The organism is Shinella sp. 838 (genome assembly GCF_029623935.1).
In the GTDB taxonomy this organism is placed as follows: Bacteria; Pseudomonadota; Alphaproteobacteria; order Rhizobiales; family Rhizobiaceae; genus Shinella.
The window spans coordinates 36616-61049 of record NZ_JARSBQ010000001.1 but is presented as its reverse complement, the minus strand read 5'-3'; the positions used below and the strand labels follow the sequence as shown (position 1 = coordinate 61049).

Here is a 24434-nt window from a genome sequence, read left to right as displayed (position 1 = left end):
AGGAGGAGAACCAATGAAGATCGCAACTTTGGCCATGGTTGCCGCCACGCTCGCCGCCGGCACGGCCGCCCATGCGGGCACACTCGATATCATCAAACAACGCGGCGAGGTGCGCTGCGGCGTCAGCCAGGGCGTGCTCGGCTTTTCCGTGCCGGACAAGAACGGCGTCTGGGGCGGCTTTGACGTCGACTTCTGCCGCGCCGTCGCCGCCGCCACGCTCGGCAATCCGGACAAGGTGGCTTATGTGCCGCTCTCCACGAAGGACCGTTTCACGGCGCTGCAATCCGGTGAAGTGGACCTGCTCTCGCGCCAGACGACCTGGACCCTGTCGCGCGACACCGACCTCGGCATGAGCTTCGTCGGCGTCAACTACTATGACGGCCAGGCCTTCATGGTCAGCAAGGAGATCGGCGTGAAGAGCGTCAAGGACATCTCCGGCGCGTCCGTCTGCACGGAAACCGGCACGACGACCGAGCAGAACATGGCCGACTACTTCAGCGCCAACAAGATCGAATACCAGGTCATCGCCTTCGAAAAACCGGACCAGACGGTGCAGGCTTTCAACACCGGCCGCTGCGACGTCTACTCGACCGACGCCTCCGCGCTCTACGCCCAGCGCCTGACGCTCAACGACCCCCAACGCTTCGAGGTGCTGCCGGAAGTCATCTCCAAGGAGCCGCTCGGCCCGGCCGTGCGCCAGGGCGACGACCAGTGGTTCAAGATCGTGCGCTGGACGCTGTACGCGCTGATCGAAGCAGAAGAGATGGGCATCGGCAAGGACAACGCGGCGACACTCGTCGAAAGCGGCACCATCGCGCAGAAGCGCTTTCTCGGCATCGAGAACGAGGCCGGCAAGGCGATGGGCCTCGATCCGAAATGGGCCTATCAGGCCGTCTCCGCTGTCGGTAACTACGGCGAGATCTTCGAGCGCCACCTCGGCAAGGACAGCCCGCTGAAAATCGACCGCGGCCTCAACCGGCTGTGGAGCGACGGCGGCCTGATGTACGCCCCGCCCGCCCGCTAAAAATCAGGGAACGTCGCAGGATCCTTCCTGCGGCGTTCCGCATTCTATTCGCGCACGCCGTCGGCAAGCGCCGAGAGCCCCGCCATGTCGCGGATCAAAAGCTTCTGCCGCCCGCCCTCGACGAGGCCGCGCGCCTCCCAGGCGCTGAGAATGCGCGAGACCGTGTGCAGCGTCGTGCCGGTCATCTCCGCAATATCCTGCCGCGAAATGGGGAAATCGATACGGATGCCGGCCTCTTCCTTCCGCCCAGCCTGCTGGGACAGGCGAAGCACGGCATGCGCCACCCGGCGCTCGACCTCCTGCGTCGACATCTCCCGGATGCGAGTATGAGCCTCCTCCAGCCGCTGGCCGATCGTCTGCATGGCCGTGACGGCAAGGCGAGGATTCTGCTCGACGAAATGCGGCCAGAGATCCGTCGGCCAGCCGAGGATGACGCTTTCCGTCGCCGCCCGCGCGGTGCCCGGATAGTCCGTGCGCTGCAGCGCCTTGGCGAAGCCGAAGAGATCGCCCGGATGCACGACCCGAACGATGATCTGCTGGCCGTCTTCCGTCACCTGCGTCACTTTCAGCCGGCCATGCAGCAGAAGAAAGAAGCTCGCCGCCTGCTGGCCCTGCTCGAAAACGGCATCGCCCTGCGCCACGCGACGCGCCGTCGCATGGGTCAGCAGCCTGTCGAGGTCCTCGTCGCTCATCCTGTCGAACAGGGCGAGCGATCGGACGACGGTCCGGTCGATCTTCACAGCCAAATCCCTCTCGCGTGAAAGCTACCGGCTTCTATCACGCCATCCCGTCACCTGAAAGTTTGAACATCCCCGTCAGAAAGAAACCCCCTTTTCCTTCAAGGCCACGAGCAGGGGCGCATACCAGCGCGTGTCCTTGACGAGGCGGAAGCCGACATTGTCCGGCGGCACGCCGACGGCACAGCCGCCGCCCTTCGGGTTGCGCACGAACGAACTCATCGCCGCCCGGTGCTTGCCGCTGGCAATGTAGATGCCGCACGACGACACGTCGTTCAGCACCTGGCCAGCCTTGTCGAGATTGACGCGGCGGTGGCAGGTCGCGGTCCATTCCCAGACATTGCCGGCGAAATCGGCAAGGCCGAATTCGTTTTCGCCGAAGCGTCCGAGCGGCTGGGGAACGGGATCGCGCGAGGCCTTGCGCGCCGCTTCGCGGCGATAGTCCGCAAGCCAGCGCTCGGCCGGATTGGTGCTGTTGATGTCGACACCGAGCGCGTCGTCGGGAAAGCGCGTGCCGGCAGCGAAGGCGAGCTCCTCGTCGCTCGGCAGGGTCCAGATCTCGCCGGTGCGGGCGCCCAGCCAGCCGGCATAGGCCATCGCATCGTCATAGCTGACACCCGTCGCCGGCGTCTCGGCCGCTTCGACCGGCACGAAGCCGGGCTCGGCCCGCGCGCAAACGCCATCCGCAACGCAGCGCCGGTATTCGGCCGCGGTGACCTGGTATTTCATGATGGTGAGCGGGCTTCGAACGGTAACGGTCTTGACCGGCCCATCGACGGCAAAGCCGTTGCGGAAGAATTCCCCGCTCTCACGGTATTCGAAGCGGCGCGGCGCGATTTCCACGGTGATTGGCTCATCCAGCACGGGACCGGCGGGCGCTGCGCCGATGAGATCGGCCTTCACCGCGATCCCGCCGACTAGCGCGGCGAGGAGCAGCGCGGGAAGGGCGAGCGATGTCCAGGAAATGGCGGGCTTCGAAATCAATGCAGCCATGACGGCCTCCTTGCGCATCGCCCGGACGATCCTTCGGCGTCCGGGACGGGCGCCACATTTGGATCGGGCCGCCGGTGGCGGCCCGCATTGGCAGGCCCACCTCCAGGGGCAGGCCTGCCGGCAGCAGGGGTGTCAGGCGCCGCTTGGCGGCATGACCGAGGTCATCAAATCGTCGTTCCACTCGCCGGTGACCGTGAAGTGTGCAGCGGCGCCCAGCTCGAAGGCCTCGATCAGGTTGTGGTTGACATAGGCGTAGATGCCGGGCTGCTCGAAGGTGTAGAAGGCCGCGCCCGCCGTGCCGCCCGGAATGAACCAGGTCTCCTGATCGACATCAGGCACGTTGCGGAACTTGCCGGTCGCCCAGACATAGTCGCCATGCCCGCCGATGAGGTGCGGCCGGGTATCGCGGTTGGCCTGCGAATGCACGATGAGCACCTTCTCGCCCACCTTCGCCTGCAGGGCGCTGTCGCCGGTCAGCGCGCCGACGGCACCGTTGAAGACGATGTGGCTCGGGGTCAGCGTGCGCATGACTTCGAGCGTATCGGCATACGATTCCCCGACGCTCGGATACTTCTTGTAGTTCCCTGCCGCATCCTTCGGCACGTAGAAGTCCTGCTCGCCGACATAATAGACGCGGTCATAGGTCAGCTCCTTGCCGTGCCCGTCCGTCAGGCCTTCGCGCGGCAGCACCATGATGGCGCCGTTCATGCCCGAGGTGACGTGCCAGGGCACCATTCCGGGAGGTGCGCAATGGTAGACGAAGACGCCGGCCTTGGTGGCCTTGAAGCGCAGCACCGTGCGTTCACCCGGGTTGACTACGGTCAGCGCGCCGCCGCCAAGCGCACCCGTCGCCGAGTGGAAGTCGATATTGTGCTGCAACTCGTTGGTTTCGGGGTTGATCAGTGTCAGTTCGACATAGTCGTTCTGGTGCACCACCATCAGCGGGCCCGGGACCGAGCCGTCGAAGGTCATCGCATGGACCTCGGTGCCCTTGTCGTCGAGGATCATCTTCTTTTCCTCGATCGTCATGGTGAATTCGTAGACTTTCGGTCCGCCTTCGGCCTTCTGGGTGTGGGCGTGAACGAAGGGCGGTTTGACCAGCTCGACCTTCACGCGTTCCAGCTTGGCGATGTCGGCCGCCGTCGCGGCTGCATTTGTCTCGATGGCGCCGCCTTCCGCTCGCGCCATCGACGCCGCAATGATCGGCGTCAGGACGCCGGCAAAGGCGGCTCCGCCCAGAATGGTGCGGCGTGTCATCTGAAGCTGCTCGGTCATTGTGTCTCTCCTTTTTGAAAGGACGGAGCGGTGTATCGCCCGGTCCTCTCTGTTCTAGGAGCATTCGCGCCAACCTCTTTGAGATGGGACAAACAGGCCTTTCCGGCCGCTGCGGCATTTTGGCAGGTGCTGATTTGCTCTTTGCCATCTCGCAAAGAAGCCTCTGCCCGGCTGCCCTAGAAGGAGCTGACAAATGCAAAGGAGCAGACCCAAAATGAGCGCAAGCCAACCCGCAGCGCGCGTCAGCCGCGCCGTTCCCCGCGGCCTTTCCCGCACCGGCCCGGTGCTGTTCTCCTACGGCTTCCGGCCATTCTTCCTCGGCGCCGGCCTCTGGGCCATCGCGGCGATGTCCTTGTGGATCGCGGCGATCACCGGGCATGTCGAAATCGGCGGCGACTATGGCGCGCCCAACTGGCACGCGCATGAAATGCTGTTCGGCTTTGCCTCCGCCGTGCTCGCCGGTTTCCTGCTGACCGCGGTGCCGAACTGGACGGGCCGCCTGCCCGTCTCCGGCTGGCCGCTCTTCGCGCTCTTTGCGCTCTGGTGCGCCGGACGCGCCGTGCTGCTCGTGCCGGATGCGGTCGGCGTGACCACGGCCGCCGTTATCGACGCACTCTTTCTGCCGGTGCTGCTTGCCATCTGCACGCGCGAGGTCGTGGCGGGGCGCAAGTGGAAGGACCTGAAGGTGCTCGGCGGCCTCCTCGCCTTGTCGATCGCCAACGGCATCTTCCATGTGGCGGCGATCGACGGAGAACATGACCGCATGGCGATCCGCCTGGCCGTTGCCGCCTATGTCGTGCTGGTGATGATCGTCGGCGGCCGCATCCTGCCGAGCTTCACCCGCAACTGGCTCAACAAGTCCGGCCGCACGGATTTTCCCGTGCCTTACAACCGCTTCGACATGGTCGCGATCCTTGTCGGCGTCGGCGCGCTTGCCGCCTGGACGCTCGTGCCCGAACACCCCGGCACCGCCGGCCTCGGCCTGGGTGCAGCCGTGCTGCATTGCATCCGTCTTCACCGCTGGCGGGGCTGGACGACGCGGCCGGAAAAGCTGCTCGTCGTCCTGCACATTGCCTATGCCTTCGTGCCGATCGGCTTCGCCTCCATCGCCCTCAGCGCACTCGGTTTCCTGGAGGAGCGCTCCGTCCTGCATCTCCTCTCGGTCGGCGCCATCGCCTGCATGATGCTTGCCGTCATGACGCGGGCGAGCCTCGGCCATACCGGCCGGCCGCTGCAGGCCTCGCGCCTCACCGTCGCAGCCTATGGCGCGCTTATCCTCTGCGCGCTCATCCGCCCGCTCGGCGAGGTTTTCCCGGAAGCGAGCCACCTCGTCTACGCCGGCTCAGGACTTCTCTGGATCGCAGCCTTCGGGCTCTTCTGCCTGGAATATGCGCCAATCCTTGCCTGCAAGCGCCGCGCACCGCTCTGAACACGAAGCGGCCCGGAAGCATTTCCGGGCCGTTTTCCTTACCTAGAGTTCCGCCGCCATCATCTCCGGCGTCCAGGGCGGCTCATAGGTCAGCCGCACCTCGGCATATTCGACGCCCGGCACGTACCAGACGCAATTGCCCACTGCATCCTTGAGGTAGTCGCTCGCCGGGCAACCGCGTGTCGTCGTCGTCATGGCGATGCGCGCAATGCCACCCTCTTCCACCGCAATCTCGTAGATCAGGCCGAGATCGACGATGTTGCGGCCGATCTCCGGGTCGATGATCATGCGCAGGGCATTGCGGATGGCCTCGGTCAATGCAGCCTTCTCGTCCTCGTCCATCGGATCACCCCCTCGCCCGGCCGGTCCGCACAAGAATGCGGTAGGCCGAACCCGTCTCGTCGAAATTGCCGGCCCACTGGTGGCCACGCTTCGTCAGTTCGGGGAACAGGAACAGTGGCTCGCGGGACAGGAGCGCGAAGAGAACCTCCCCCGGCTCCAGCGTCTCGGCCGCCGCAAGGATGCGAACCATGGGCTCGGGCGGGTCTAGGTCGCTGAGGTCGAGATGGAGGGAGGGATCGGGCCAGGCTTCCGGACGGTCCGCATCGCCGGAGGTTTCGACGGGCGCCGTCACCTGCTGCGGCGTGAAGAGGACCTCCCAATCGCCGCCCTCGATCTCATGGGCATCGTGGTCGAAACCGCGGCTTGCCATGACGCGGAACAGCGGTTGCGGGCGGAAGGTGGCGAAGAGCCGGAGCCCCTGCCCGGGGCCGAGCGACTGCACCGCCTCCATGATCGCCTGGAACGGCTCGCCACCGCTTTCCAGGATCGGCCGCACGTCGAGGGTCTTGGGGGCAGTGGCGTTTGAAACGTCGGACATCGGTTATCTCCTTGAAACAGGTAAAGGCAGGAAGAGATGGGGGCGCACCATGCCGGCCGGCGCTCGCAGCGCCTGCGGCACGACACAAAGCCGGCGCGCGCGAATGAATTCTCCGATCAGCCCCAGCGTCGCTGCCAGTTGCACGAGGACCGCCCATCGGAAAGCACCGGAAGCCTCCGCGAAAAGTGCGAGCGTGGCCGCTGCAACCGCGCCGTAGTAGAACCAGAACAGGACACGCCCGCGCCGTTCATCGACAAGATCCTGCACGCGCGGCACCGGGGCACGGCCCAGCACCGGCCCATAGGCCTCCAACCATGTCAGGAAGGCGACGATCTTGTAGAGCTGGGCAAGCCCCAGCCCCGTCAGCCAGCCGAAGACGAAGAGGTAGACGGCAGCTGCAAGCCCCCCGCCCGCCCGGACGGCCGGCAGGTTGACGAGGGCGACGGACAGCACAAGTGCACCAAAGGCCGCGAATGTAGCCCGGATGTTCAGCTCCGCCTGCCTGCGCTTGCGCGTCCGGTAGAGATGCACGACATCGCCGCCATAGAGCAGCACCGCGGCAAGCGTCAGGAGGAGGGCGACGGCAAAGAGCACCGTCGCGCCGGGGGCGGCAACAAGGACGACGGGAATGCCGGCCGCGACAAGCCCGATGGCAAGGCTTGCCGCCCACCAGACGATGCGGCTCGTCGGCCGCTCCGTCTCTGGCGCCAAAAGGAACATGGCAAGCAGTCGGTAGCTGACGCCGACCGCGGTAACGCTCAGCCAGCCGCCAAGGCCAAGCGCCGCATGCAGATCCACGCCATCGGCGACGAGCCGGACAAGCAAGAGATTGTCACTGGTGCCGGAAAGAGCCAACGTGAAGGCGAAGCCGGCAAGCGCCGCCCCAATGAGCGCCGCCAGCCCGACGGCGACGAAGCGCGCAGGTAGCGGCAAGGGCCGCGCCGCAAGAAGCGTGGCGGCCAGGATAGCGGCGAGAAGGACGAAACCGGCCAGCAGCAATCCGCCCCCCAGTGGCAGAAGGGCAAGCGGCAGGTCGATGGCGCCGGACAGCGCCACGAAACCGCCGACCAGCGCGCAGAGCCCGGCGACAAGCAGCAGCAGAGCGGGCGCCGCAAACCGCCCGCCGACCAGCGGACGGGCGATCAGCACCGGCACGAATTGCAGGAGCGCCCCCACCATCAGAAGGCTCAGCCAGCCGATGGCGAGGACATGCACGAGCACCAGTGTTTCCAGCGCACTGACGGCAGCGCCCGGATAACCGTAGCCGGCCAGCATCAGGCCCTGTCCCGCAACGAGCATCAGGCAGGCCAGGGCGAAATAGGACATGGTCCAGCGGGAGAGCGTTGCACCCTGCATGTGGTTTCCCTTTCGCCGTACACCGTCTGCCGCCTAGTGGTCCGAGCCGCAGCAGCAATCGCAGCCACGGTCCTCGATCCGGTCGATCTCGACGCGCCAGACCTCCGGGCCCTGTTCGAGATAGTCCCAACCGAACTGCCCCGGAAAATTCGTCTCCAACTGGTAGTGCAGCGGCCGCGGGTCATGATCGCTGGTGATCAACATCGATTTGCCCGGAAGCAGCGCGCCGAGCATGCCAAAGATCCGCGGATGACGCTCGCGCGGGGCAATGGTGCGGACATCGATGGAGGGCTTGGCCTGGTCGTCGTCTGACATGGTTTTCTGTTCCGTCCCGGCCGTTCCGAATCCCGTTCCGGAAGGCACGGCTCGACCGACCGGAACCAGCCGACGCTAACCCCGCGGCCGGCCCACCACTTTGACGTTGCGCAAACAATTCCGGAAATACGCGACCGCGATGCCCTGCTGCTTGGCTTTTCGCAAAGAAGCACTCCCGCCCGGCCCCTAGGCTCCTGCCACCATCCATTCCGGACAAAGGAAAGCGCCATGCAACAGGCCCTGATCGAAAAATACGGCGAAGCGCGGCTACCACGCTATACGAGCTATCCGACGGCTCCGGGCTTTTCGCCTACGGTCGGTGCCGGCACCCACAGCGACTGGCTTGCCGCCATCAAGCCCGGCACCGATGCCTCGCTCTACCTGCACATCCCGTTCTGCCGCTCCATGTGCTGGTACTGCGGCTGTCACACGACAATCACCCAGCGCGACGAACCGATTCTCGACTACATCGACATGCTCCGCAAGGAGATCGACCTCGTCTCCAGGACGGTCGGTGGTCGGCCGAACATCCGCCACGTCCACTTCGGCGGCGGCACGCCCACCATCATGCAGCCGGAGGAATTCCGCGACCTGATCGGCCTTCTGCGCGCCCGCTTCGCCTTCGCCGCCGGCGCGGAAATCGCCGTCGAGATCGACCCGCGCACCCTCACCGCCGAGATGGCGACGGCGCTCGGCGAGGCGGGCGTCACCCGCGCGAGCCTCGGCGTGCAGAGCTTCGACCCCGTCGTGCAGAAGGCGATCAACCGCATCCAGAGCGAGGCGCAGACGGCCGAAGCCGCCGCAAGACTGCGCAAGGCCGGCATCACCGGCATCAATTTCGACCTCATCTACGGCCTGCCGCACCAGACGGTGGCTTCCTGCATCGAGACGGCCCAAGCGGCGATCCGCATGCGGCCGGAGCGTTTCGCCGTCTTCGGCTATGCGCATATCCCCTCCTTCAAGAAACACCAGCGGCTGATCGACGAACGGGCGCTGCCCGACGCCGCCATGCGCAGCGAGCAGGCCGAGGCGATCGCCGAAACGCTTGCCGGCGCCGGTTATGTCCGAATCGGCCTCGACCACTATGCCCTGCCGGACGACAGCCTCACCCTTGCCGCCAACCGCGGCCGGCTACGCCGCAATTTCCAGGGCTATACTACGGATGCCTGCACCACCCTCATCGGCTTCGGCGCCTCGTCGATCGGCCGCACGGCGGACGGTTATGTACAGAACGAGGTGCCGCCCGGCCTCTATGCCCAGCGCATCGCCTCCGGCCGCCTCGCCACCGCCAAGGGCTACCGGCTGACGGCGGAGGACCGGCTGCGCGCCGAGATCATCGAGCGCCTGATGTGCGATTTCCGCGTCGACGTGACGGGCATCGCCGCGCGGCACGGTTTCGACGCAGCCCCGCTTCTCGACGGCAATGCCCGGCTGGCGGCGCTGAAGGAGGATGGCGCGGTCGATATCCGCGGCGGCACCGTCACCGTGCGACAGGACCATCGCTTCATCATCCGTGCGGTCGCCGCCGCCTTCGATGCCTATATCGACCAGTCGGCCCGCACGCACAGCAAAGCAGCTTGAGACAAAAAGGGCCCGGCATGGTGCGGCATGCCGGGCCCTTCCTCGCCGATCTTGCGCCTCTATCCGACAAGACCGCGATAAATCGCCGGCAGCGCCGCAGGCAGCCGGGCGATATTGCTGACGATGGCATAGCCGTTGCGGCCGAAGATCGCCGGCACATAGGCCTGTGCCTCCCGGTCGACCGTCACCCCGAACACGCTGACGCCGGTGCGTCGCGCCTCGTTCACCGCCCGGCGGCTGTCCTCCAGCGCGAAGCGGCCCTCATAATGGTCGACGTCGTTCGGCTTGCCGTCGGTGAGCAGCAGGAGGAGCTTTCGGCGGTTCGGCTGCTCACGCAGCTTTGCCGCCGCATGGCGGATCGCCGGGCCGATCCGGGTATAGAAGCCCGGCTTCAGCGCCGCGATGCGCGCCTCCACGGCGTGGTTCATCGTCTCGCCGAAATCCTTGACCGTCTCGACCCGCACCCAGGAGCGGCGGCGCGAGGTGAAGGTGAGGATCGAATGGCTGTCGCCACAGGCCGCAAGACCGTGCGCGAGAACCAGCAGCGCCTCCTTCTCCACGTCGAGCACCCGGCGGTTGTCGAACCAGGCGTCCGTCGAAAGCGAGACATCGACGAGGATGGTGACGGCAAGATCATGCGTCTGCGGCCGGCTCATCAGGTGGATGCGGTCGCTGCCCTGTCCGCCGGCGGCAAGGTCGCACCGGGCGCGCACCACGGCGTCAAGGTCGAGTTCCACTCCGTCGAGCTGCGCGCGCAGCATTTCATGGCGCGGCCGCAGCACCTCGAACTGCCGGCGCACGCGTCGGATCAGGCTCTTCGTGTCCGCATCGGCCTCGGGCACGGCGGCCATATCCGGCGCCGGAGAGGCGACCACACGGCAATGATCCGGCAGATAGGTGCCCGTGCGGAAATCCCATTCGGGATAGGTGTGTTCGCCAGTCAGGCGCGTACGGTCGAGCGCTTCCGGCGGCAGATCGAGATCGAAATGGAAGCGGGCGGAAGGCCGGCCCTTGCGCTCGCCGAGCGTCATGTCATCCAGTTCGTCGGCAGCACTCGAATCGTGGTCGTCGCTGTCGTCGCCGGGACGGTCGACATTGACCATCTCCGCCATGGCGAGGATCTTCTCGAAGCGGTTGAGGATGAAGGGGCTGCGCTCGTTCTTGCGATTCTCGGCCTTTTCGCGCAGCGCGACATGGCGACCGGTCTCCGGCGTCTCGGGCGTGCCGCCCGTCGCGGGCTGATCCTCCTCGCCACGCCCCTCGCCCTCTTCGCGCAGAAGCGCATCCGGCCACAGCGGAACCGGCAGCATCGGCAGGTAGCCGGCCGGTGCGCGGTGCGGGAAGATGACCGGCAGCGTATCGTCCGCAAGACCAGCGCCCTTCCTCAGAAGGCTGAGGATACGGCTCTCCACATGCCGCTCGATGGAGGGCAGCGGCCGGCTGCGACGCGCGTCCAGCACGGCGGCCGAAAGCCGCCGGTAACGCCGCGCAAGACCCGGAAAGGCCAAGAGCACCGCCTTCACCGTCGCCTCCGCCCGCTGGAGAACAGCAAGGTCGCGCTGGAGCGGATCACTCTCCGTGACCGGATCCAGCGGCATCACCGCCATCGCCGCAGCGAGCCAGACATAGAGGTCCCGGTTGAGGCCGCGATCGGCGAAGAGGTCGATCGCGCCGGGCAGCATCAAGGCCGCATGGTCGCGGCCAGGCTGCACCAGCTTTTCCTCGCCGAGCCCCATGCGTTGGCGCAACCGGAGGCGATGCGCCGAGGTGCGCCCCCGGGCGGGCGCGATCTGCACCGCCCCCTCGCCGCCGAAACCGCGGAAGCAGACGGCGAGCACCGGCCGGACATCCTCCAGCCGCACGGCATGCTCCGGATAGCGCGGCCAGGTGCCGGTCTTGCCGACGAGCCGGTGCCAGGCCCGGCCGACCGTTTCCTCAAGCTCCAGGAAATCCAGCATGGCGGTTCCTCAGCGGATCATCGCATCGGCGATTTCAAGAAGGGCGACGCGGACATCCGGCTCGTCGGTCAGCGGCTCGATCATCGCCGCTCGCACCGCCTCGCGCATGGTCATGCCGCTGTCGATGAGGCAGGCGCAGTAGACGAGGAGACGGGTGGAAACGCCCTCTTCCAGGTCGTGACCCTTGAGAGCCCGCAGCCGATGCGCCAGTTCGACGAGCGGCGCGACCTGCGCTTCGTCCAGCCCGCTTTCCGTGGCGACGACGGCGATTTCCTGGGGCTTCGGCAGGAAATCGAACTCGATGGCAACGAAGCGCTGGCGCGTGGAGGGCTTCAGCGCCTTCAGGAGATTCTGGTAGCCGGGATTGTAGGAGACGACGAGCATGAAGCGGGACGGCGCCTCCAGCACCTCGCCAGTGCGCTCCAGCGGCAGGATGCGCCGGTCGTCGGTAAGCGGATGCAGCACGACGGCAACGTCCTTGCGCGCCTCGACGATCTCGTCGAGATAACACACGCCGCCCTGGCGCACCGCGCGGGTCAGGGGCCCGTCCACCCAGACCGTATCGCCACCCTTCAGCAGGTAGCGGCCAGTGAGGTCGGCGGCCGAAAGGTCGTCATGGCAGGAGACGGTGGAGAGCGGCAGGCCAAGCCTTGCCGCCATATGGCTGACGAAGCGGGTCTTGCCGCAGCCGGTCGGCCCCTTCAGGAGCAGCGGAAGCTGACGCGTCCAGGCCGTCTCGAACAGGGCGCATTCATTGCCGGAGGGGCTGTAGGCCGGGATCTCCGAAACGGGACGGGGCGTATCCTTGAGCAGGACGTTCATTCTGATCTCCAAGAAACTGTCGGGAAAAGGTGCCGGCCCCGTGGGATGACGGGACCGGCCAGCACTCACTCGGCCGGTTGGACCATGCGGGTGAGGCTGTCGCTACGCTCCCGGCCGGGCACAAGCACCGCCCAGATGAACATCAGCGCCGAGACGAGCACGACGACGCCCGAGCCGAGGCGGACCCAGTAGAACAGCGCAAGCTGGTCCTGGACGTCCATGAAGCCCTCGCCGAGCACGCGCTGCAGGTGGACCTGCACGACGCCGGCAAAGGTGAGCGCGAAGGTCATCACCGACATGGCCGTGCACATGATCCAGAAGCTGGCGATCGAGAGCCACTGGTTGAACGGCGCCCGGCCGCGGATTTCCGGGATCGCATAGGCCATCATGGCAAGGTTCAGCATGACATAGGCACCGAAGAAGGCGAGGTGCCCGTGTGCGGCGGTGACCTGCGTGCCGTGGGTGTAGTAGTTCACCGACGACAGCGTGTGCAGGAAGCCCCAGACACCCGCGCCGAAGAAGGCCATGACCGAGCAGCCGATCGACCACAGCAGCGCCGCCTTGTTCGGATGGTTGCGGCCGGCCTTCCAGGTCATCACGAAGGTGAAGATGACCATGCTGAAGAAGGGCGCCACTTCCAGCGTCGAGAACAGCGAGCCGATCCACTGCCAGTAGCCTGGCGCGCCGATCCAGTAGTAGTGGTGACCCGTACCGAGGATGCCCGAGAAGAGGGCGAGGCCGACGATGACATAGAGCCACTTTTCCACGACCTCGCGGTCGATGCCGTTGAGCTTGATCATCAGGAAGGCGAGCACGGAGGCCATGATCAGCTCCCAGACACCCTCGACCCACAGGTGGATGACGTACCACCAGTACATCTTGTCGAGCGCGAGGTTGATCGGGTTGTAGAAAGCGAAGAGGAAGAAGAGGGCAAGGCCCCACAGGCCGAACAGCAGAATGTTGATGACCGTGGTCTTGCGACCCTTCAGCGCCGTCATGGTGATATTGAAGAGGAACATCAGCACGACGACGACGATACCGACCTTGGCGATGAAGGTCTGCTCGAGGAATTCGCGGCCCTCATGGATGCGGAACATGTAGCCGACGACCGTCAGCCCTGCCGCCACGAAGAACATCCAGAACTGGAGGACGGCGAGTTTGGGGCTGTAAAGCTCCGTCTCGGTCTCCTCCGGGATCATGTAGTAGGTCGCACCCATGAAGCCCATGAGCAACCAGACGACAAGCGCATTGGTGTGGATCATGCGCACGATGTTGAAGGGCAGAAGCTCGGACAGCACGTTCGGCAGCACGTAGATCGTGCCGGCCACGACGCCGAAGAGAACCTGGGCGAGGAAGAGGCCAAGCGCGCCGTAGAAGTACAGCATCGCGACCTTTTGCGTTTGATATTTCATCTTTTTTCTCCTGAAACGCGTGTCGCTCAACCGGCGTCGTTCGGCGGCCAGTTCTGGGTCAAGATGCGGCTCGTCCATTCGAGGAAGTCGGCCAGATCGTTGAGTTCCTGTTCGGTGAGGTTGAACTGCGGCATCTGCCGCCGGCCTTCCGCCCCGCTCGGCTGCGCGGCCATCCAGGCTTTCAGCGCTTCGCGCGCACCTTCAGGGTCGTCGACACCGCCGTAGCGCTTCCACACATTGCCGAGTTCGGGCGCGAAATAGGCGCCTTCACCCAGCAGCGTGTGGCAGTTGATACAGGCGTTCTTCTCCCAGACATGCTTGCCGCGCGCCACGCTGTCGGTCAGCGTCGTCTCGTCGGTGGAGGTCGTTCGTATGAAATAGTGCGAGTGGGCCGTCAGCCCCACGAAGATCGCGAAGAAGAAGATGGACCCGCCATAGAAGACGTTGCGGGCCCCGGTCTTGGTAAGGCGCTCTGCCATCCCATGGTCCTTTCCTTGCCGGAAACCCCATGGCCCCGGCGAAAACCCCCGCCGACTTTCTGCCGGCGATCCCCTCGCCGACACTGCGGGACGTCTTCGTTCTAGCGGGAGGAAAAAAGCCTTCTTTGCGCATTGGCAAAGAGCCAGGCGGTTCGTCAGCCGATAAACGCGACGAAGATGGAACGGGCGAGCGCCAGCGACAAAAGCAGCGCCGGCCAGGCCAGGAGGGCCGGCCGCAGAGCGCTGCGGCTGGTGCGCAATTCCATGAAATCGAGGATGACGAAACGGCCCTTGGCATAGGCCATGACCAGCACAGCGGCAATCGGCACGAGAAGGCCGCCACTGAGGCCGCCCACAAGGGCGCCACCGACGGCGAGCGTCAGCAGCATGGCAAGGGTGGCGATGAACTGTTCGCGGGCCTGTCGGGTCATGGTTGTCTCAGGTCAGGTAGACGATCGGGAACATCACGAGCCAGACCAGGTCGATCGCATGCCACAGCGTCGCGATCATCACGACATTGCCGCGCGACGGACGCCAGGCGACGAGGAAGAGGACGACCGCGCCGAAGACGACGTGCAGCAGATGAAAGCCGGTGACGAGAAAATAGAGTTCGGCCAGCGTGCCGGCTGCGCCGATGCCGGAGCGGACCTCGATCCCATATTCAGTGAGTTTCACCGCCGCGAACACGAGGCCAAGGAGGCCTGCAAGGACGAGAGAACGGCGAACGCCCGAAAGGTCCGCGCCGCGGCGCACTGCCAGTGCCGCCTGCCAGCCGCTGAGAACAAGGAGAACCGTGTTGAGCGCGGCAAGGCCCGGATGGAGATGCGCCCGCAGGAGTGACGCATTTCCGACATCCACCAGCGTCAGCACCATGAAGGCGACGAGCAGCGCGCCGAAGGCCGCAAGTTCGCTCCACACCAGGATCCAGAGAAGAAGGCAATCGCCCTCCCCGCTCTCCGTCTCCGCAATCGCCGTGCGTATATCGTCCATTGTCGCCATGAGCCAGCCCTAGCTCATGAAGCCGCGGGCTTCTTTGCGCCGGCGCAAAGAGCGGCGATGCCGGGCGCCGCATGATGGCGGCAACAGAAAGGACCTTCCCATGACGGATGCACAGTTCGGTCTCCTCATCGCCGCTCCGGTTATCGCCGGCTTCGCCCTGATGCTCTACCGCATGGGCGTGCTGCAGGGCGCGGGAACGCTCTCTGCCGTCAGCGCCTCGGTGGTCATCGCAGCCGTGCTCTTCTTCGGCCAGTAGGAGGCGGCGATGGACGAACCGACACTCAACGCCGCCGACATCGGCCGGCTGGAAACGCTTCATCAGGCCCTGCTCGGTCTCTGCCTGCGCCTTGAAGAGGCCGCAAGCGAGCCGGGCACCGCCGGCGAGCTGCACGCGCTCGCCGAAGCCATTCCACCCGCGCTCAAGGCCGTGCACGAGCTGGAGGAGCGCCTGCTCTTTCCGGATTTCGATCGCCATGCAGGGTCCTGCTTCGCCGCCATGGCGATCGAGCGCCTGAAGGCGGAGCACCGCTGCGACCGGCTTGCGGCCGAGGAACTCGCGCTGACGCTGAAGGCCGTGGCCAACGGTCGTTGCGGACTGTCGCCCGAGACCGTGTCGCGCATGATAGGTGGCTTCCAGGAAAGCCTGCGCCGTCATGTCTTCTCCGAACAGATGATCCTCGAAACGCTCCTCGCCGCCAAGGCGGAAGCACGCGACGTCTTCGCCTGACGGCCGTCAGTCCCGCCCCATCGCTGCATTGCGCCCGCGCGACACCCAGGCCGCGCCCTCCTGCCGGTGCAGGAAACCGTTCGAAAAGCGCACGCCGGGATAGACTTTTGCCAGGTCTGCAATCGCCTCCTCGCCATCGATCCTGCCGTCGAGCACCGCGCGGTAAAGGCTCGCAACCTTCACCATGTCGCAATCCTGCGGCGAGAGCCGCACGCGCGACAGGCCCGCCTCGACGAGCGGCGCAAGATCGTCGATAAGCACGACGCAGCTGTTCGACAGGGTCTGCACACCGTTCAGCACAAGGAAGGACTGACGATCGACCGTGCGCAACGGCAGGCCGTCGGGCTCCTCGCCGCAGACGAACTGGCAGTTGTCCTTGGTCAACCCCTTGGAGCGGGCATGGGCGCAGCGTGCGGAAATGGCAAGCGGCATGCGGCCGAAGGCGAAGACCTCGAAGGAGAAATCCGGCATGGCCTCCAGCATCTGCCGGATGGAGCCGGCGGGCAGCTCCGGCGGCAGACAGATGTTCTGCGCACCGCGGGCCGCAAGCGTGCGGGCCGTCGCCGCATTGTAGACATTGACCAGCGGACCGATCGAATGCGGCCGGTCCTTGAGAAGGCCGAGCGCGGAAAGGTCGTTCGCCTCCACCGGATGCAGGCTATCGGCGATCAGGTCGCGCACATGCCGGCTTTCGCGCGGCAGCGTCACCATGGCGAGCGTCGAGAGCGTCACGCGCTTGCCCGCCGCCTCCAGCCGCTCGACGACCTCGGCGACATGCGGCTCGCTGAAATGCTGGCGCTTGGAACAGACCGTCTCGCCGAGCGTGACGTGCTCGACTACCGCCTCGTCGGCGATGCGGAAGTAGAAATCCCGCCATTTCGGCCCATCCCAGAGGAAATAGACCGGCCCGAGGCTCAGCGCCGGTTTGCCTGTCGTCGTCATCAGCGTCTCCTATCGCCAGCGTTTGTCATAGGCGCCCGTCGTCGTGCGCTGGCCCTCGCTCATCGCACGCAGCCGGGCGACAAGCGCTGCACGCTCGCCGGACGATGCACCGAGCGCTTTCTTGAGCGACGACACCACCTCGGCGACATAGGCCTTGCCGCGCTGGCGCCCCTCGATCTTCAGCGCCGAGACGCCGGCCTCCCGCAGCGCGTCGATTTCGTCGATGACATCGAGCGAAACGGGGTCCTCGAAGGCATAGCCCTCGACATCGCCGATCTCGAAGCGCCCCTTGCAGAGCGTCGGATAGCCCGACGCTTCGTCGGGGCCGAAGCGGTTGATCGTGTAGGCGCCGAGCTCGGAGACCAGGTCCGCGCCGTCCTGCCGGTAGCGCACATGGCTCGCCGGCGAGCAGACGCCGTTCATGTTGGGTGATTTTCCCGTCGCATAGGAGGAAAGCGAGCAGCGCCCCTCCGCCATGACGCAGAGCCCGCCGAAGGCGAAGACCTCGACCTCGCAGTCGATCTGGCGCGTCAGCCGGGCGATGTCCTGCACGGTCAAAACGCGCGGCAGCACGACACGCTTTGCCCCGAAGGCCTCGACAAGAAAGCGGATCGCCTCCGGGTTCGAGGCGGAGGCCTGGACGGAAACGTGCAGCCGCTGGTCCGGATATTTTTCCGCCACATAGGCCATCAGGCCGAAATCGGCGAGGATCAGCGCATCGGCGCCCATCGCCACCGCGTCGTCGGCGGCCGAATACCACAGCGCCTCGTCACCCGCGCGCATGAAGGTGTTGAGCGCGACGAAGGTCTCAACATGCTTGCGGCGGGCGAGCGTGATCGACTGGCGCAACTCCTCGCGGCTGAAATTGAGGCCCGGGAAGTTGCGGGCATTGGTCTCGTCGCGAAAGCCGCAATAGACGGCATCGGCACCGGCCTCCACCGCCTCACGGAAGGCGGCGGGGGTGCCGGCGGGGCAGATCAGTTCCATGTCGCGTCCCTTCCTTCGAGCGCCTTGCTGCGAATGTAGCGCGCCGTGCCGGCGATGAGCGGCGACAGCGGGCCGGCCAGCGCACCGAGTTCGCGCGGCAGGTCGATGGCGCTGTCGTCGAGTGCGTTGCGCAGCGCCAGCATCGCCTCCATGTCTCCGGTGACCGAAAGGTCGCGCGAGAAGAACAGCGCATCGGCATCGCAGCGACCTTCGAGCAGGCCGAGAAGCAGCACCAGCGGCCCCTCGATGCGCGCATCGACCAGCGGAGCCGCGCCGCGCGAGACGGCCAGCGCCTTCATGGCAGGCACGACAGTGAAATGCAGCGGCAGATCGACCGGCGAGAATCCGTAGCGGGTCTGGCGATACTCACCAAGTCGTTCGAAGAGATCGGGATGGGCCTTCAGCACACCGGAAAACAGGTGGCGCGCCACCCGTTCCACGAGCCAGAGAGGCGCAAGATCGACCGGTTTGACGAGAAGGGGCGGAAGCGATGGCATGCAGGACTTTCCAGAATCGAACGGCCGGACCCTAGGCAGCGTCGGGCGCCAAGAGTTTGCGCCAGCACAAAGACCGTGACGTTTTTCCCCGGCAAGGGAGCACCATGAAAGCCGATGCCCCCGTTCCGCGCCGTTTCGACAGTCTTCAGGATTTCGTCGCCCTCCTGGAGCGGCGGGCGCGGCTGACGCGCATCCGCGAGCCGGTCTCGCTCGTCCACGAGGTGACGGAAATCCATCGCCGCGTTTTGGCCGAGGGCGGGCCGGCGCTGCTCTTCGAGCGGCCGGTGGATGCCGCGGGCCGCATTCAGCCCATTCCGCTTCTCGCCAATCTCTTCGGTACACGCGAACGCATCGAATGGGGTTTCGGCCTTGAGGCCGGCGACCTGCCGCACCTTGCCGCCTTCCTCGCCGACCTGCGCGACCCCAGGCCGCCACGCTCCCTGCGCGATGCCTGGCAGAAGTTGCCGCATCTGAAGGCCGCCCTGTCGATGAACCCGCGCACGGTCCGCCGCGCCCCCTGCCAGGCGACCGTCTGGCAAGGCGAAGACGCCGATCTCGACCGCCTGCCGATCCAGACCTGCTGGCCGGGCGAACCCGCCCCCCTCGTCAGTTGGCCGCTCGTCATCACGCAGGCACCGGACGACCCGGCGGACATCAATGTCGGCATCTACCGCATGCAGAAGCTCGGCAAGAACCGGCTCATCCTGCGCTGGCTCGCCCATCGCGGCGGCGCGCGCCACCATCGCCTCTGGCAGGCGGCAGGGCGCGACATGCCGGTTGCGGTCGTCATCGGCGCCGACCCGGCGACGATCCTCTCCGCCGTCATGCCGCTGCCCGACGGCATGAGCGAGCTCAGCTTTGCCGGCGCGCTCAGCGGCCGCCGGCAGGAGACGGCCTGCGGCCTTACCGTCCCGCTGCCCATTCCCGCCAGCGCGGAGATCGTGCTCGAAGGCACGGTCTCGGCCGACGAGACGGCGGAGGAAGGTCCCTATGGCGACCACACCGGCTATTACAATGCCGTCGAGCCCTTCCCGGTCATGACGCTTTCGGCGATCACCCTGCGCAAGGACCCGCTCTATCTTTCCACCTATACCGGCCGGCCGCCGGACGAGCCGTCAAGACTCGGCGAGGCGATGAACGAACTCTTCGTGCCGCTGGTCAAACGCCAGTTCCCGGAAATCCTCGACCTGTGGCTACCGCCCGAGGCCTGCTCCTACCGTGCCATGGTGGTTTCCATCGACAAGCGCTATCCCGGCCAGGCGCGGCGGGTGATGATGGGCCTCTGGTCCATGCTGCCGCAGTTCAGCTACACCAAGCTGATCATCGCCGTCGACGGCGATATCGACGTGAAAAGCTGGCCGGACGTGATCTGGGCGCTCTCCACCCGCTTCGATGCCGGCCGCGACCTGATGCTCGTGGAAAACACGCCGATCGACTATCTCGACTTCGCCTCGCCCAAATCCGGCCTCGGCGGCAAGCTCGGGCTGGATGCGACACGAAAGATCGGCACGGAGAGCGAACGGGAATGGGGGCGGGTCCTCACTATGACACCCGACATCATCGCAAGGGTAGACAGCCTCTGGGCCTCTCTCGGCCTTTCGGAGCCGTCTGCGTGAGCATAGAACGGGTGATCGTCGGCGTAACCGGCGCATCCGGTGCAGGACTTGCCGTGCGCATCGTCGAGCGGCTCGCCGCGCTCGGCGACGTCGAGATCCATCTCGTGGTCTCCGATGCCGCGCGCCGCACGCTGGATCTCGAATGCGGCACGGACGCGCTGGAACACCTGCTGCCGCTCGTCCATCGCCACCATCCGACAAACGATATCGGCGCGTCGATTGCCAGCGGCTCGTTCCCCGTCCGCGGCATGATCGTCGCGCCCTGCTCCATGCAGACGCTCTCGGCCATCGCCACCGGCCGGACGGACACGCTGATCGGCCGTGCTGCCGATGTGCAACTGAAGGAACGCCGCCGGCTCGTTCTTCTCGCGCGCGAGACGCCGTTGCATCTCGGCCATCTGCGCAACATGTGCGCCGTGACGGAGATGGGTGCCATCGTCATGCCCCCGGTGCCGGCCTTCTACCATCGCCCGCAATCCGTGGCCGATATCATCGACCACCTCGCCGCCCGCGCCATCGATCTTCTGGCTATGCCGCACCCGTCTCTTGCACGCCCCTGGGAGGGGGCCGAGGGCGCGGGATAACGGAAAAGGCAAGGTATGAAACCGGGCCGCTCGAAGGAGCAGCCCGGTTTTTTGATGCCTTAGCCGATGCTCATCAGGCTCGCATTGCCACCGGCGGCGGCCGTGTTGATGGAGGTCGAGACCTCTTCGAGCAGCCAGTTGAGGCAATAGGCTTCCGCGCCTGCCCGGATTTCCGCCGTGGTGGCGGCCTGCGTCAGGACAAGCGGGCCGGGCAGCGCCGCGATGCGGCGGGCGGCCTCGACCACCCTCTCCCCATCCCCTTCGATGAGCGCACCCGCATAGGAACCATCCGCCGCCCAATCGGTCGACCAGGAAGTCAGGGCCGCAAGGCTCGCCGGAAGGCCGGCAAGTGTGGACTGGAGCCCGGAAGCGGCATCGATCACCGCCCTGTTGCCCGTGGCGAACACCGCGCCGAGCTGGGCGAGCAACCCTTCTTCCGTCATTGGCGCGAGAAGGATCCGGCCGCGCGGATGGAGCGCGTAAAGGTTCTTCTCGCCGACGGGACCAGGAAGTTCGAGGTCCAGTCCGAGCGCCGAATTGCTGCCGAGATCGCGCACTCGATCCGAAAGCTCCGACTTACCATTTCCGCGCAGCCACTGCGCAAAATCGAGCACTGCCGGCTGGATATGGACGGAGCTGTGTTGCGGGGGAACCGGCGGGACCTGCACGAGGCGGCCGATATAGAGAGGGCCGCCGGCCTTGGGCCCGGTGCCCGAAAGCCCCCGGCCGCCGAACGGCTGCACGCCGACAATGGCGCCGATGATGTTGCGGTTGACGTAGATATTGCCAGCCTTCACACGGCCGGTGACATGGGCAATCGTCTCGTCTAGGCGCGTGTGCAGGCCGAAAGTCAGGCCGTAACCCGTCGCATTGATGTCGTCGATCAGGCGGTCGACGTCTTCGCGCTTGTAGCGGATGACATGCAGGACCGGGCCGAACACTTCGCGCTCCAGATCGGCAAGCGACTGCAGCTCGATGATGGTGGGCGAAACGAAGGTGCCAAGGGCGGCCTCCGCGGGAAGCGCCACCTGCTCGATCTTGCGACCGCGCGCACGCATTTTCTCGATATGCGCCTCGATCGTCTGCTTGGCCTCCGCGGTGATGACCGGGCCGGTGTCGACACTGAGCTTGTCTGTGCGGCCGATCTTCAGTTCGGCAAGCGCGCCCTTCAACATGGTGAGCGTACGATCGGCGACGTCCTCCTGCAGGCACAGCACGCGTAGCGCCGAGCAGCGCTGGCCGGCACTGTCGAAGGCCGAGGCGATGACGTCGAACACCACCTGTTCGGCGAGCGCCGAGGAATCGACGATCATCGCATTCTGTCCGCCAGTCTCGGCGATCAGCGGAATCGGCTTGCCCACTGCCGACAGGCGGCCGGAGAGTTCCTTCTGGATGAGGCGGGCGACTTCCGTCGAGCCGGTGAACATCACGCCTGCCGTTTCCGGCGCACCGACAAGCGCGGCGCCGACGCGGCCGTCGCCCGGCAGCAGTTGCAGCGCACCGACCGGAATACCGGCTTCATGCAGAATGCGCACGGCCTCGGCGGCGATCAGCGGCGTTTCCTCCGCCGGCTTTGCCAGCACCGGGTTGCCGGCGACGAGCGCGGCCGCGATCTGACCGGAGAAGATCGCCAGCGGGAAGTTCCACGGGCTGATACAGACAATGGGGCCGAGCGGCGGATGGCCGGCACCCAGCGTACGCCGCGCCTGTTCGGCATAGTAGCGCAGGAAGTCGATCGCCTCGCGCACTTCGGCAATGGCATTGGCGGCGGACTTGCCCGCCTCGCGGATGGCAAGGCCGATCAGGGTCGCGATCTCCGCCTGCATCAGGTCGGCGGCGCGGTCGAGCCGGTCGCCGCGCTCGCGCGGCGGCACCGCCGCCCAGGCCGGAGCCGCTTCCAGCGCAAGCCTCGCGGCCTTCGCGACGCCTGCATCCGTGGTCTCGATGACGGTACCGACCATGTCCCTGTGATCGGCCGGATTGAGCACGGCCCGCCGCTCGCCCTCGCTGGAACCGTCGGCGATGACAGGCACGGCCTGCCATTCGACAGCAGCCGTCTTCGCAAGGTCCTGCGCCAGCCTCGCCAGCACAGTCTCGTTGGAAAGATCGAGGCCGGCGGAATTCAGGCGGCCCTTGCCGTAGAGGTCTGCGGGAAGCGCGATCTTGTCATGCTTGCCGCCCGGCACTGGCATGGCGCGCACCACGCCCGCCGGATCGGCGATGAGCTCGTCGACCGAGATGGCCGGATCGGCAATGCGGTTGACGAAGGAGGAATTCGCACCGTTTTCCAGCAGGCGGCGGACGAGATAGGCGAGCAGCGTCTCATGCGTGCCGACCGGTGCATAAATACGGCACGGGCGGTTCAGCTTCTCCTGGCCGACGACCTCGTCATAGAGCGGTTCGCCCATGCCGTGCAGGCACTGGAACTCGTAGTCGCCGACGCGGAAATCCGGACCGGCAAGCTGGTAGATTGTGGCGAGCGACTGGGCGTTGTGCGTGGCAAACTGCGGGAAGACCACATCCTTCGCCGCCAGCAGCTTCTGGGCGCAGGCGATGTAGGAGATGTCCGTGTGGATTTTCCGCGTGAAGACGGGGAACTCTTCCAGCCCGTCGAGCTGCGCGCGCTTGATCTCGGCGTCCCAATAGGCGCCTTTGACGAGGCGCACCATGATGCGCCGGTTGGAACGTCGGGCAAGATCGATGATGAAATCAAGCACGAAGGGGCAGCGCTTGCCATAGGCCTGCACCACGAAGCCGACGCCATCCCAGCGTGCGAGGGCCGGATCGTGGCAAAGCTCCTCCAGCAGATCGAGCGACAGCTCCAACCGGTCAGCCTCCTCGGCATCGATGTTGAGGCCGATATTGTAGGACTTCGCGATGGCGGCCAGCGCCTTCACCTTGGGCAACAGCTCGCCCATCACCCGCTCTGCCTGGGCGCGTACATAGCGCGGATGCAGAGCAGACAGCTTGATCGAGATGCCGGGGCCTTCATAGATGCCGCGGCCGGCCGAGGCCTTGCCGATGGCGTGGATGGCGTTTTCGTAGTCGCGATAATAGCGCTCCGCATCCGCGGCCGTCGTCGCCGCCTCGCCGAGCATGTCGTAGGAATAGCGGAAGCCCTTGCGCTCCATGGCACGCGAATTGCGCAGCGCCTCGTCGATCGTCTCGCCAGTGACGAACTGCTCGCCCATCATGCGCATGGCCATATCGACACCGCGGCGGATGACAGGCTCGCCGCAGCGGGCGATGAGGCGCGTGAGGGCAGCGGAAAGGCCGCGATCATTGACGGTGGAGGTGAGCTTACCCGTAACCACGAGGCCCCAGGTGGCGGCATTGACGAAGAGCGAACGACCGCCCCCCATATGCGACTTCCAGTCGCCTTCCGAAATCTTGTCGCGGATCAGCGCGTCGCGGGTCGCGTTGTCGGGAATGCGCAGCAGCGCCTCGGCAAGGCACATCAGCGCGACGCCCTCCTGGCTGGAGAGCGAATATTCGTGCACCAGCCCCTCGACGCCGGTGCCCTTGTGCTTGGCACGCAGCGCGACGATCAGTGTGCGGGCGGTCTCCCGGATGCGCGCGACAGCATCTGCCGGAAGGGTGGCCTTTTCGAGCAGAGGGCGAACCGCGTCCTCTTCCGGCGTACGATAGGCGGCGGTGATGCGCTGGCGCAGCTCGCTCTGCGGCCGGATCGGCGGCGCAAAATCAGCGAAAGCGGAGATTTGTTGTTCGTTTGCAGACTGGACCATTTCCATCACCATCTCGGGTTCGGCCACTGGATGCGAGGAGAGGATACACCGCTTGCCGATGCATTCCAGCCTCAT

Annotated in this window: 24 protein-coding genes; 7 read left to right on the top strand and 17 right to left on the bottom strand. The window is 66.0% G+C overall.

Annotation, left to right across the window (positions count from 1 at the left end; genetic code table 11):
* Positions 1-13 precede the first annotated feature (13 nt).
* A complete protein-coding gene (locus tag P9A16_RS00275) occupies positions 14-1024 on the top strand; it encodes an amino acid ABC transporter substrate-binding protein (RefSeq protein ID WP_023512037.1) in 1011 nt (336 codons plus the stop codon).
* 44 nt (positions 1025-1068) lie between these two features.
* Here the strand turns inward: P9A16_RS00275 and P9A16_RS00270 are convergent, their stop codons facing one another.
* From P9A16_RS00270 to nirK, 3 genes are all read right to left on the bottom strand, one after another.
* The gene (locus tag P9A16_RS00270; protein ID WP_023512036.1) at positions 1069-1764 is read right to left on the bottom strand and encodes a Crp/Fnr family transcriptional regulator; all 696 of its coding nucleotides are present in this window, start codon (positions 1762-1764) and stop codon (positions 1069-1071) included.
* Between the two features lie 75 nt (positions 1765-1839).
* Positions 1840-2754, bottom strand: coding sequence for an SUMF1/EgtB/PvdO family nonheme iron enzyme (locus P9A16_RS00265; protein WP_023512035.1), 915 nt, complete (start codon positions 2752-2754; stop codon positions 1840-1842).
* Between the two features lie 132 nt (positions 2755-2886).
* Positions 2887-4029 carry a copper-containing nitrite reductase gene (nirK, locus tag P9A16_RS00260; protein WP_023512034.1) on the bottom strand — a complete coding sequence of 381 codons (1143 nt, stop codon included), beginning with the start codon at positions 4027-4029 and terminating at the stop codon, positions 2887-2889.
* A gap of 214 nt (positions 4030-4243) precedes the next feature.
* Between nirK and P9A16_RS00255 the strand changes: the two genes are divergently transcribed.
* Positions 4244-5458, top strand: a complete 1215-nt coding sequence (locus P9A16_RS00255) for an NnrS family protein (protein ID WP_023512033.1) — start codon at positions 4244-4246, stop codon at positions 5456-5458.
* A 42-nt stretch (positions 5459-5500) separates the two neighbouring features.
* Here the strand turns inward: P9A16_RS00255 and P9A16_RS00250 are convergent, their stop codons facing one another.
* The 4 genes from P9A16_RS00250 to P9A16_RS00235 are packed head-to-tail and all read right to left on the bottom strand — an operon-like array spanning position 5501 to position 8009.
* Complete coding sequence (locus P9A16_RS00250) at positions 5501-5800, bottom strand: metal-sulfur cluster assembly factor (protein ID WP_023512032.1); 300 nt, start codon at positions 5798-5800, stop codon at positions 5501-5503.
* 4 nt (positions 5801-5804) lie between these two features.
* Positions 5805-6338, bottom strand: coding sequence for a DUF2249 domain-containing protein (locus tag P9A16_RS00245; protein WP_023512031.1), 534 nt, complete (start codon positions 6336-6338; stop codon positions 5805-5807).
* Between the two features lie 3 nt (positions 6339-6341).
* Positions 6342-7694, bottom strand: coding sequence for a hypothetical protein (locus tag P9A16_RS00240; protein ID WP_023512030.1), 1353 nt, complete (start codon positions 7692-7694; stop codon positions 6342-6344).
* Between the two features lie 33 nt (positions 7695-7727).
* Positions 7728-8009 carry a DUF2249 domain-containing protein gene (locus P9A16_RS00235; protein WP_023512029.1) on the bottom strand — a complete coding sequence of 94 codons (282 nt, stop codon included), beginning with the start codon at positions 8007-8009 and terminating at the stop codon, positions 7728-7730.
* Between the two features lie 228 nt (positions 8010-8237).
* Between P9A16_RS00235 and hemN the strand changes: the two genes are divergently transcribed.
* The gene (hemN, locus tag P9A16_RS00230; RefSeq protein ID WP_023512028.1) at positions 8238-9590 is read left to right on the top strand and encodes an oxygen-independent coproporphyrinogen III oxidase; all 1353 of its coding nucleotides are present in this window, start codon (positions 8238-8240) and stop codon (positions 9588-9590) included.
* A 59-nt stretch (positions 9591-9649) separates the two neighbouring features.
* On the opposite strand, the gene P9A16_RS00225 is transcribed toward hemN, so the two are convergent.
* The 6 genes from P9A16_RS00225 to P9A16_RS00200 form a co-directional block, all read right to left on the bottom strand.
* On the bottom strand, positions 9650-11548 hold the full coding sequence (locus tag P9A16_RS00225; RefSeq protein WP_024271303.1) for a nitric oxide reductase activation protein NorD: 1899 nt from the start codon (positions 11546-11548) through the stop codon (positions 9650-9652).
* Positions 11549-11557: 9 nt separating this feature from the next.
* A complete protein-coding gene (locus tag P9A16_RS00220; RefSeq protein WP_023513750.1) occupies positions 11558-12370 on the bottom strand; it encodes a CbbQ/NirQ/NorQ/GpvN family protein in 813 nt (270 codons plus the stop codon).
* A gap of 65 nt (positions 12371-12435) precedes the next feature.
* Entirely contained in the window at positions 12436-13782 is a 1347-nt protein-coding gene (locus P9A16_RS00215) for a nitric-oxide reductase large subunit (protein WP_024271302.1), read from the bottom strand.
* Between the two features lie 26 nt (positions 13783-13808).
* Positions 13809-14261: a c-type cytochrome gene (locus tag P9A16_RS00210; protein WP_023514992.1), complete on the bottom strand. Its 453-nt coding sequence runs from the start codon at positions 14259-14261 to the stop codon at positions 13809-13811.
* A 155-nt stretch (positions 14262-14416) separates the two neighbouring features.
* Positions 14417-14692 carry a cytochrome C oxidase subunit IV family protein gene (locus P9A16_RS00205; RefSeq protein ID WP_023514991.1) on the bottom strand — a complete coding sequence of 92 codons (276 nt, stop codon included), beginning with the start codon at positions 14690-14692 and terminating at the stop codon, positions 14417-14419.
* Between the two features lie 7 nt (positions 14693-14699).
* Complete coding sequence (locus tag P9A16_RS00200) at positions 14700-15251, bottom strand: cytochrome c oxidase subunit 3 (RefSeq protein WP_156032076.1); 552 nt, start codon at positions 15249-15251, stop codon at positions 14700-14702.
* Positions 15252-15360: 109 nt separating this feature from the next.
* Between P9A16_RS00200 and P9A16_RS00195 the strand changes: the two genes are divergently transcribed.
* Both P9A16_RS00195 and P9A16_RS00190 read left to right on the top strand, forming a co-directional pair.
* Positions 15361-15516 (top strand): hypothetical protein, encoded by a 156-nt coding sequence (locus P9A16_RS00195; protein ID WP_023514989.1) that lies wholly within the window; start codon positions 15361-15363, stop codon positions 15514-15516.
* A 9-nt stretch (positions 15517-15525) separates the two neighbouring features.
* Entirely contained in the window at positions 15526-15987 is a 462-nt protein-coding gene (locus P9A16_RS00190) for a hemerythrin domain-containing protein (protein ID WP_023514988.1), read from the top strand.
* Between the two features lie 6 nt (positions 15988-15993).
* Here P9A16_RS00190 and ubiV read toward each other — a convergent pair whose 3' ends face one another.
* From ubiV to ubiT, 3 genes are read right to left on the bottom strand one after another with little or no spacing between them, the layout of a single operon-like run.
* A complete protein-coding gene (gene ubiV / locus P9A16_RS00185; RefSeq protein ID WP_278025506.1) occupies positions 15994-16929 on the bottom strand; it encodes a ubiquinone anaerobic biosynthesis protein UbiV in 936 nt (311 codons plus the stop codon).
* A 9-nt stretch (positions 16930-16938) separates the two neighbouring features.
* Positions 16939-17916, bottom strand: coding sequence for a ubiquinone anaerobic biosynthesis protein UbiU (gene ubiU / locus P9A16_RS00180; protein ID WP_023514986.1), 978 nt, complete (start codon positions 17914-17916; stop codon positions 16939-16941).
* Positions 17907-18413, bottom strand: a complete 507-nt coding sequence (gene ubiT, locus P9A16_RS00175) for a ubiquinone anaerobic biosynthesis accessory factor UbiT (RefSeq protein ID WP_023514985.1) — start codon at positions 18411-18413, stop codon at positions 17907-17909. Before ubiT ends, ubiU begins: the two co-directional genes overlap by 10 nt.
* 104 nt (positions 18414-18517) lie before the next feature.
* On the opposite strand from ubiT, the gene P9A16_RS00170 reads away from it, so the two are divergent.
* Positions 18518-20029, top strand: a complete 1512-nt coding sequence (locus tag P9A16_RS00170; protein WP_024271301.1) for a UbiD family decarboxylase — start codon at positions 18518-18520, stop codon at positions 20027-20029.
* A complete protein-coding gene (locus P9A16_RS00165; protein ID WP_023515315.1) occupies positions 20026-20613 on the top strand; it encodes a UbiX family flavin prenyltransferase in 588 nt (195 codons plus the stop codon). The genes P9A16_RS00170 and P9A16_RS00165 overlap by 4 nt, the downstream gene beginning before the upstream one ends.
* 59 nt (positions 20614-20672) lie before the next feature.
* Here the strand turns inward: P9A16_RS00165 and putA are convergent, their stop codons facing one another.
* Positions 20673-24359: a trifunctional transcriptional regulator/proline dehydrogenase/L-glutamate gamma-semialdehyde dehydrogenase gene (gene putA / locus P9A16_RS00160; RefSeq protein WP_037408835.1), complete on the bottom strand. Its 3687-nt coding sequence runs from the start codon at positions 24357-24359 to the stop codon at positions 20673-20675.
* Between the last annotated feature and the right edge of the window lie 75 nt (positions 24360-24434).

Excerpts from the sequence above, each read along its gene's own strand:
- P9A16_RS00275 (WP_023512037.1), top strand. The coding sequence starts at position 14 with ATGAAGATCGCAACTTTGGCCATGGTTGCCGCCACGCTCGCCGCCGGC.
- P9A16_RS00265 (WP_023512035.1), bottom strand. The coding sequence starts at position 2,754 with ATGGCTGCATTGATTTCGAAGCCCGCCATTTCCTGGACATCGCTCGCC.
- nirK (WP_023512034.1), bottom strand. The coding sequence starts at position 4,029 with ATGACCGAGCAGCTTCAGATGACACGCCGCACCATTCTGGGCGGAGCC.
- P9A16_RS00255 (WP_023512033.1), top strand. The coding sequence starts at position 4,244 with ATGAGCGCAAGCCAACCCGCAGCGCGCGTCAGCCGCGCCGTTCCCCGC.
- P9A16_RS00250 (WP_023512032.1), bottom strand. The coding sequence starts at position 5,800 with ATGGACGAGGACGAGAAGGCTGCATTGACCGAGGCCATCCGCAATGCC.
- P9A16_RS00245 (WP_023512031.1), bottom strand. The coding sequence starts at position 6,338 with ATGTCCGACGTTTCAAACGCCACTGCCCCCAAGACCCTCGACGTGCGG.
- P9A16_RS00240 (WP_023512030.1), bottom strand. The coding sequence starts at position 7,694 with ATGCAGGGTGCAACGCTCTCCCGCTGGACCATGTCCTATTTCGCCCTG.
- P9A16_RS00235 (WP_023512029.1), bottom strand. The coding sequence starts at position 8,009 with ATGTCAGACGACGACCAGGCCAAGCCCTCCATCGATGTCCGCACCATT.
- hemN (WP_023512028.1), top strand. The coding sequence starts at position 8,238 with ATGCAACAGGCCCTGATCGAAAAATACGGCGAAGCGCGGCTACCACGC.
- P9A16_RS00225 (WP_024271303.1), bottom strand. The coding sequence starts at position 11,548 with ATGCTGGATTTCCTGGAGCTTGAGGAAACGGTCGGCCGGGCCTGGCAC.
- P9A16_RS00220 (WP_023513750.1), bottom strand. The coding sequence starts at position 12,370 with ATGAACGTCCTGCTCAAGGATACGCCCCGTCCCGTTTCGGAGATCCCG.
- P9A16_RS00215 (WP_024271302.1), bottom strand. The coding sequence starts at position 13,782 with ATGAAATATCAAACGCAAAAGGTCGCGATGCTGTACTTCTACGGCGCG.
- P9A16_RS00210 (WP_023514992.1), bottom strand. The coding sequence starts at position 14,261 with ATGGCAGAGCGCCTTACCAAGACCGGGGCCCGCAACGTCTTCTATGGC.
- P9A16_RS00205 (WP_023514991.1), bottom strand. The coding sequence starts at position 14,692 with ATGACCCGACAGGCCCGCGAACAGTTCATCGCCACCCTTGCCATGCTG.
- P9A16_RS00200 (WP_156032076.1), bottom strand. The coding sequence starts at position 15,251 with ATGGACGATATACGCACGGCGATTGCGGAGACGGAGAGCGGGGAGGGC.
- P9A16_RS00195 (WP_023514989.1), top strand. The coding sequence starts at position 15,361 with ATGACGGATGCACAGTTCGGTCTCCTCATCGCCGCTCCGGTTATCGCC.
- P9A16_RS00190 (WP_023514988.1), top strand. The coding sequence starts at position 15,526 with ATGGACGAACCGACACTCAACGCCGCCGACATCGGCCGGCTGGAAACG.
- ubiV (WP_278025506.1), bottom strand. The coding sequence starts at position 16,929 with ATGACGACGACAGGCAAACCGGCGCTGAGCCTCGGGCCGGTCTATTTC.
- ubiU (WP_023514986.1), bottom strand. The coding sequence starts at position 17,916 with ATGGAACTGATCTGCCCCGCCGGCACCCCCGCCGCCTTCCGTGAGGCG.
- ubiT (WP_023514985.1), bottom strand. The coding sequence starts at position 18,413 with ATGCCATCGCTTCCGCCCCTTCTCGTCAAACCGGTCGATCTTGCGCCT.
- P9A16_RS00170 (WP_024271301.1), top strand. The coding sequence starts at position 18,518 with ATGAAAGCCGATGCCCCCGTTCCGCGCCGTTTCGACAGTCTTCAGGAT.
- putA (WP_037408835.1), bottom strand. The coding sequence starts at position 24,359 with ATGGTCCAGTCTGCAAACGAACAACAAATCTCCGCTTTCGCTGATTTT.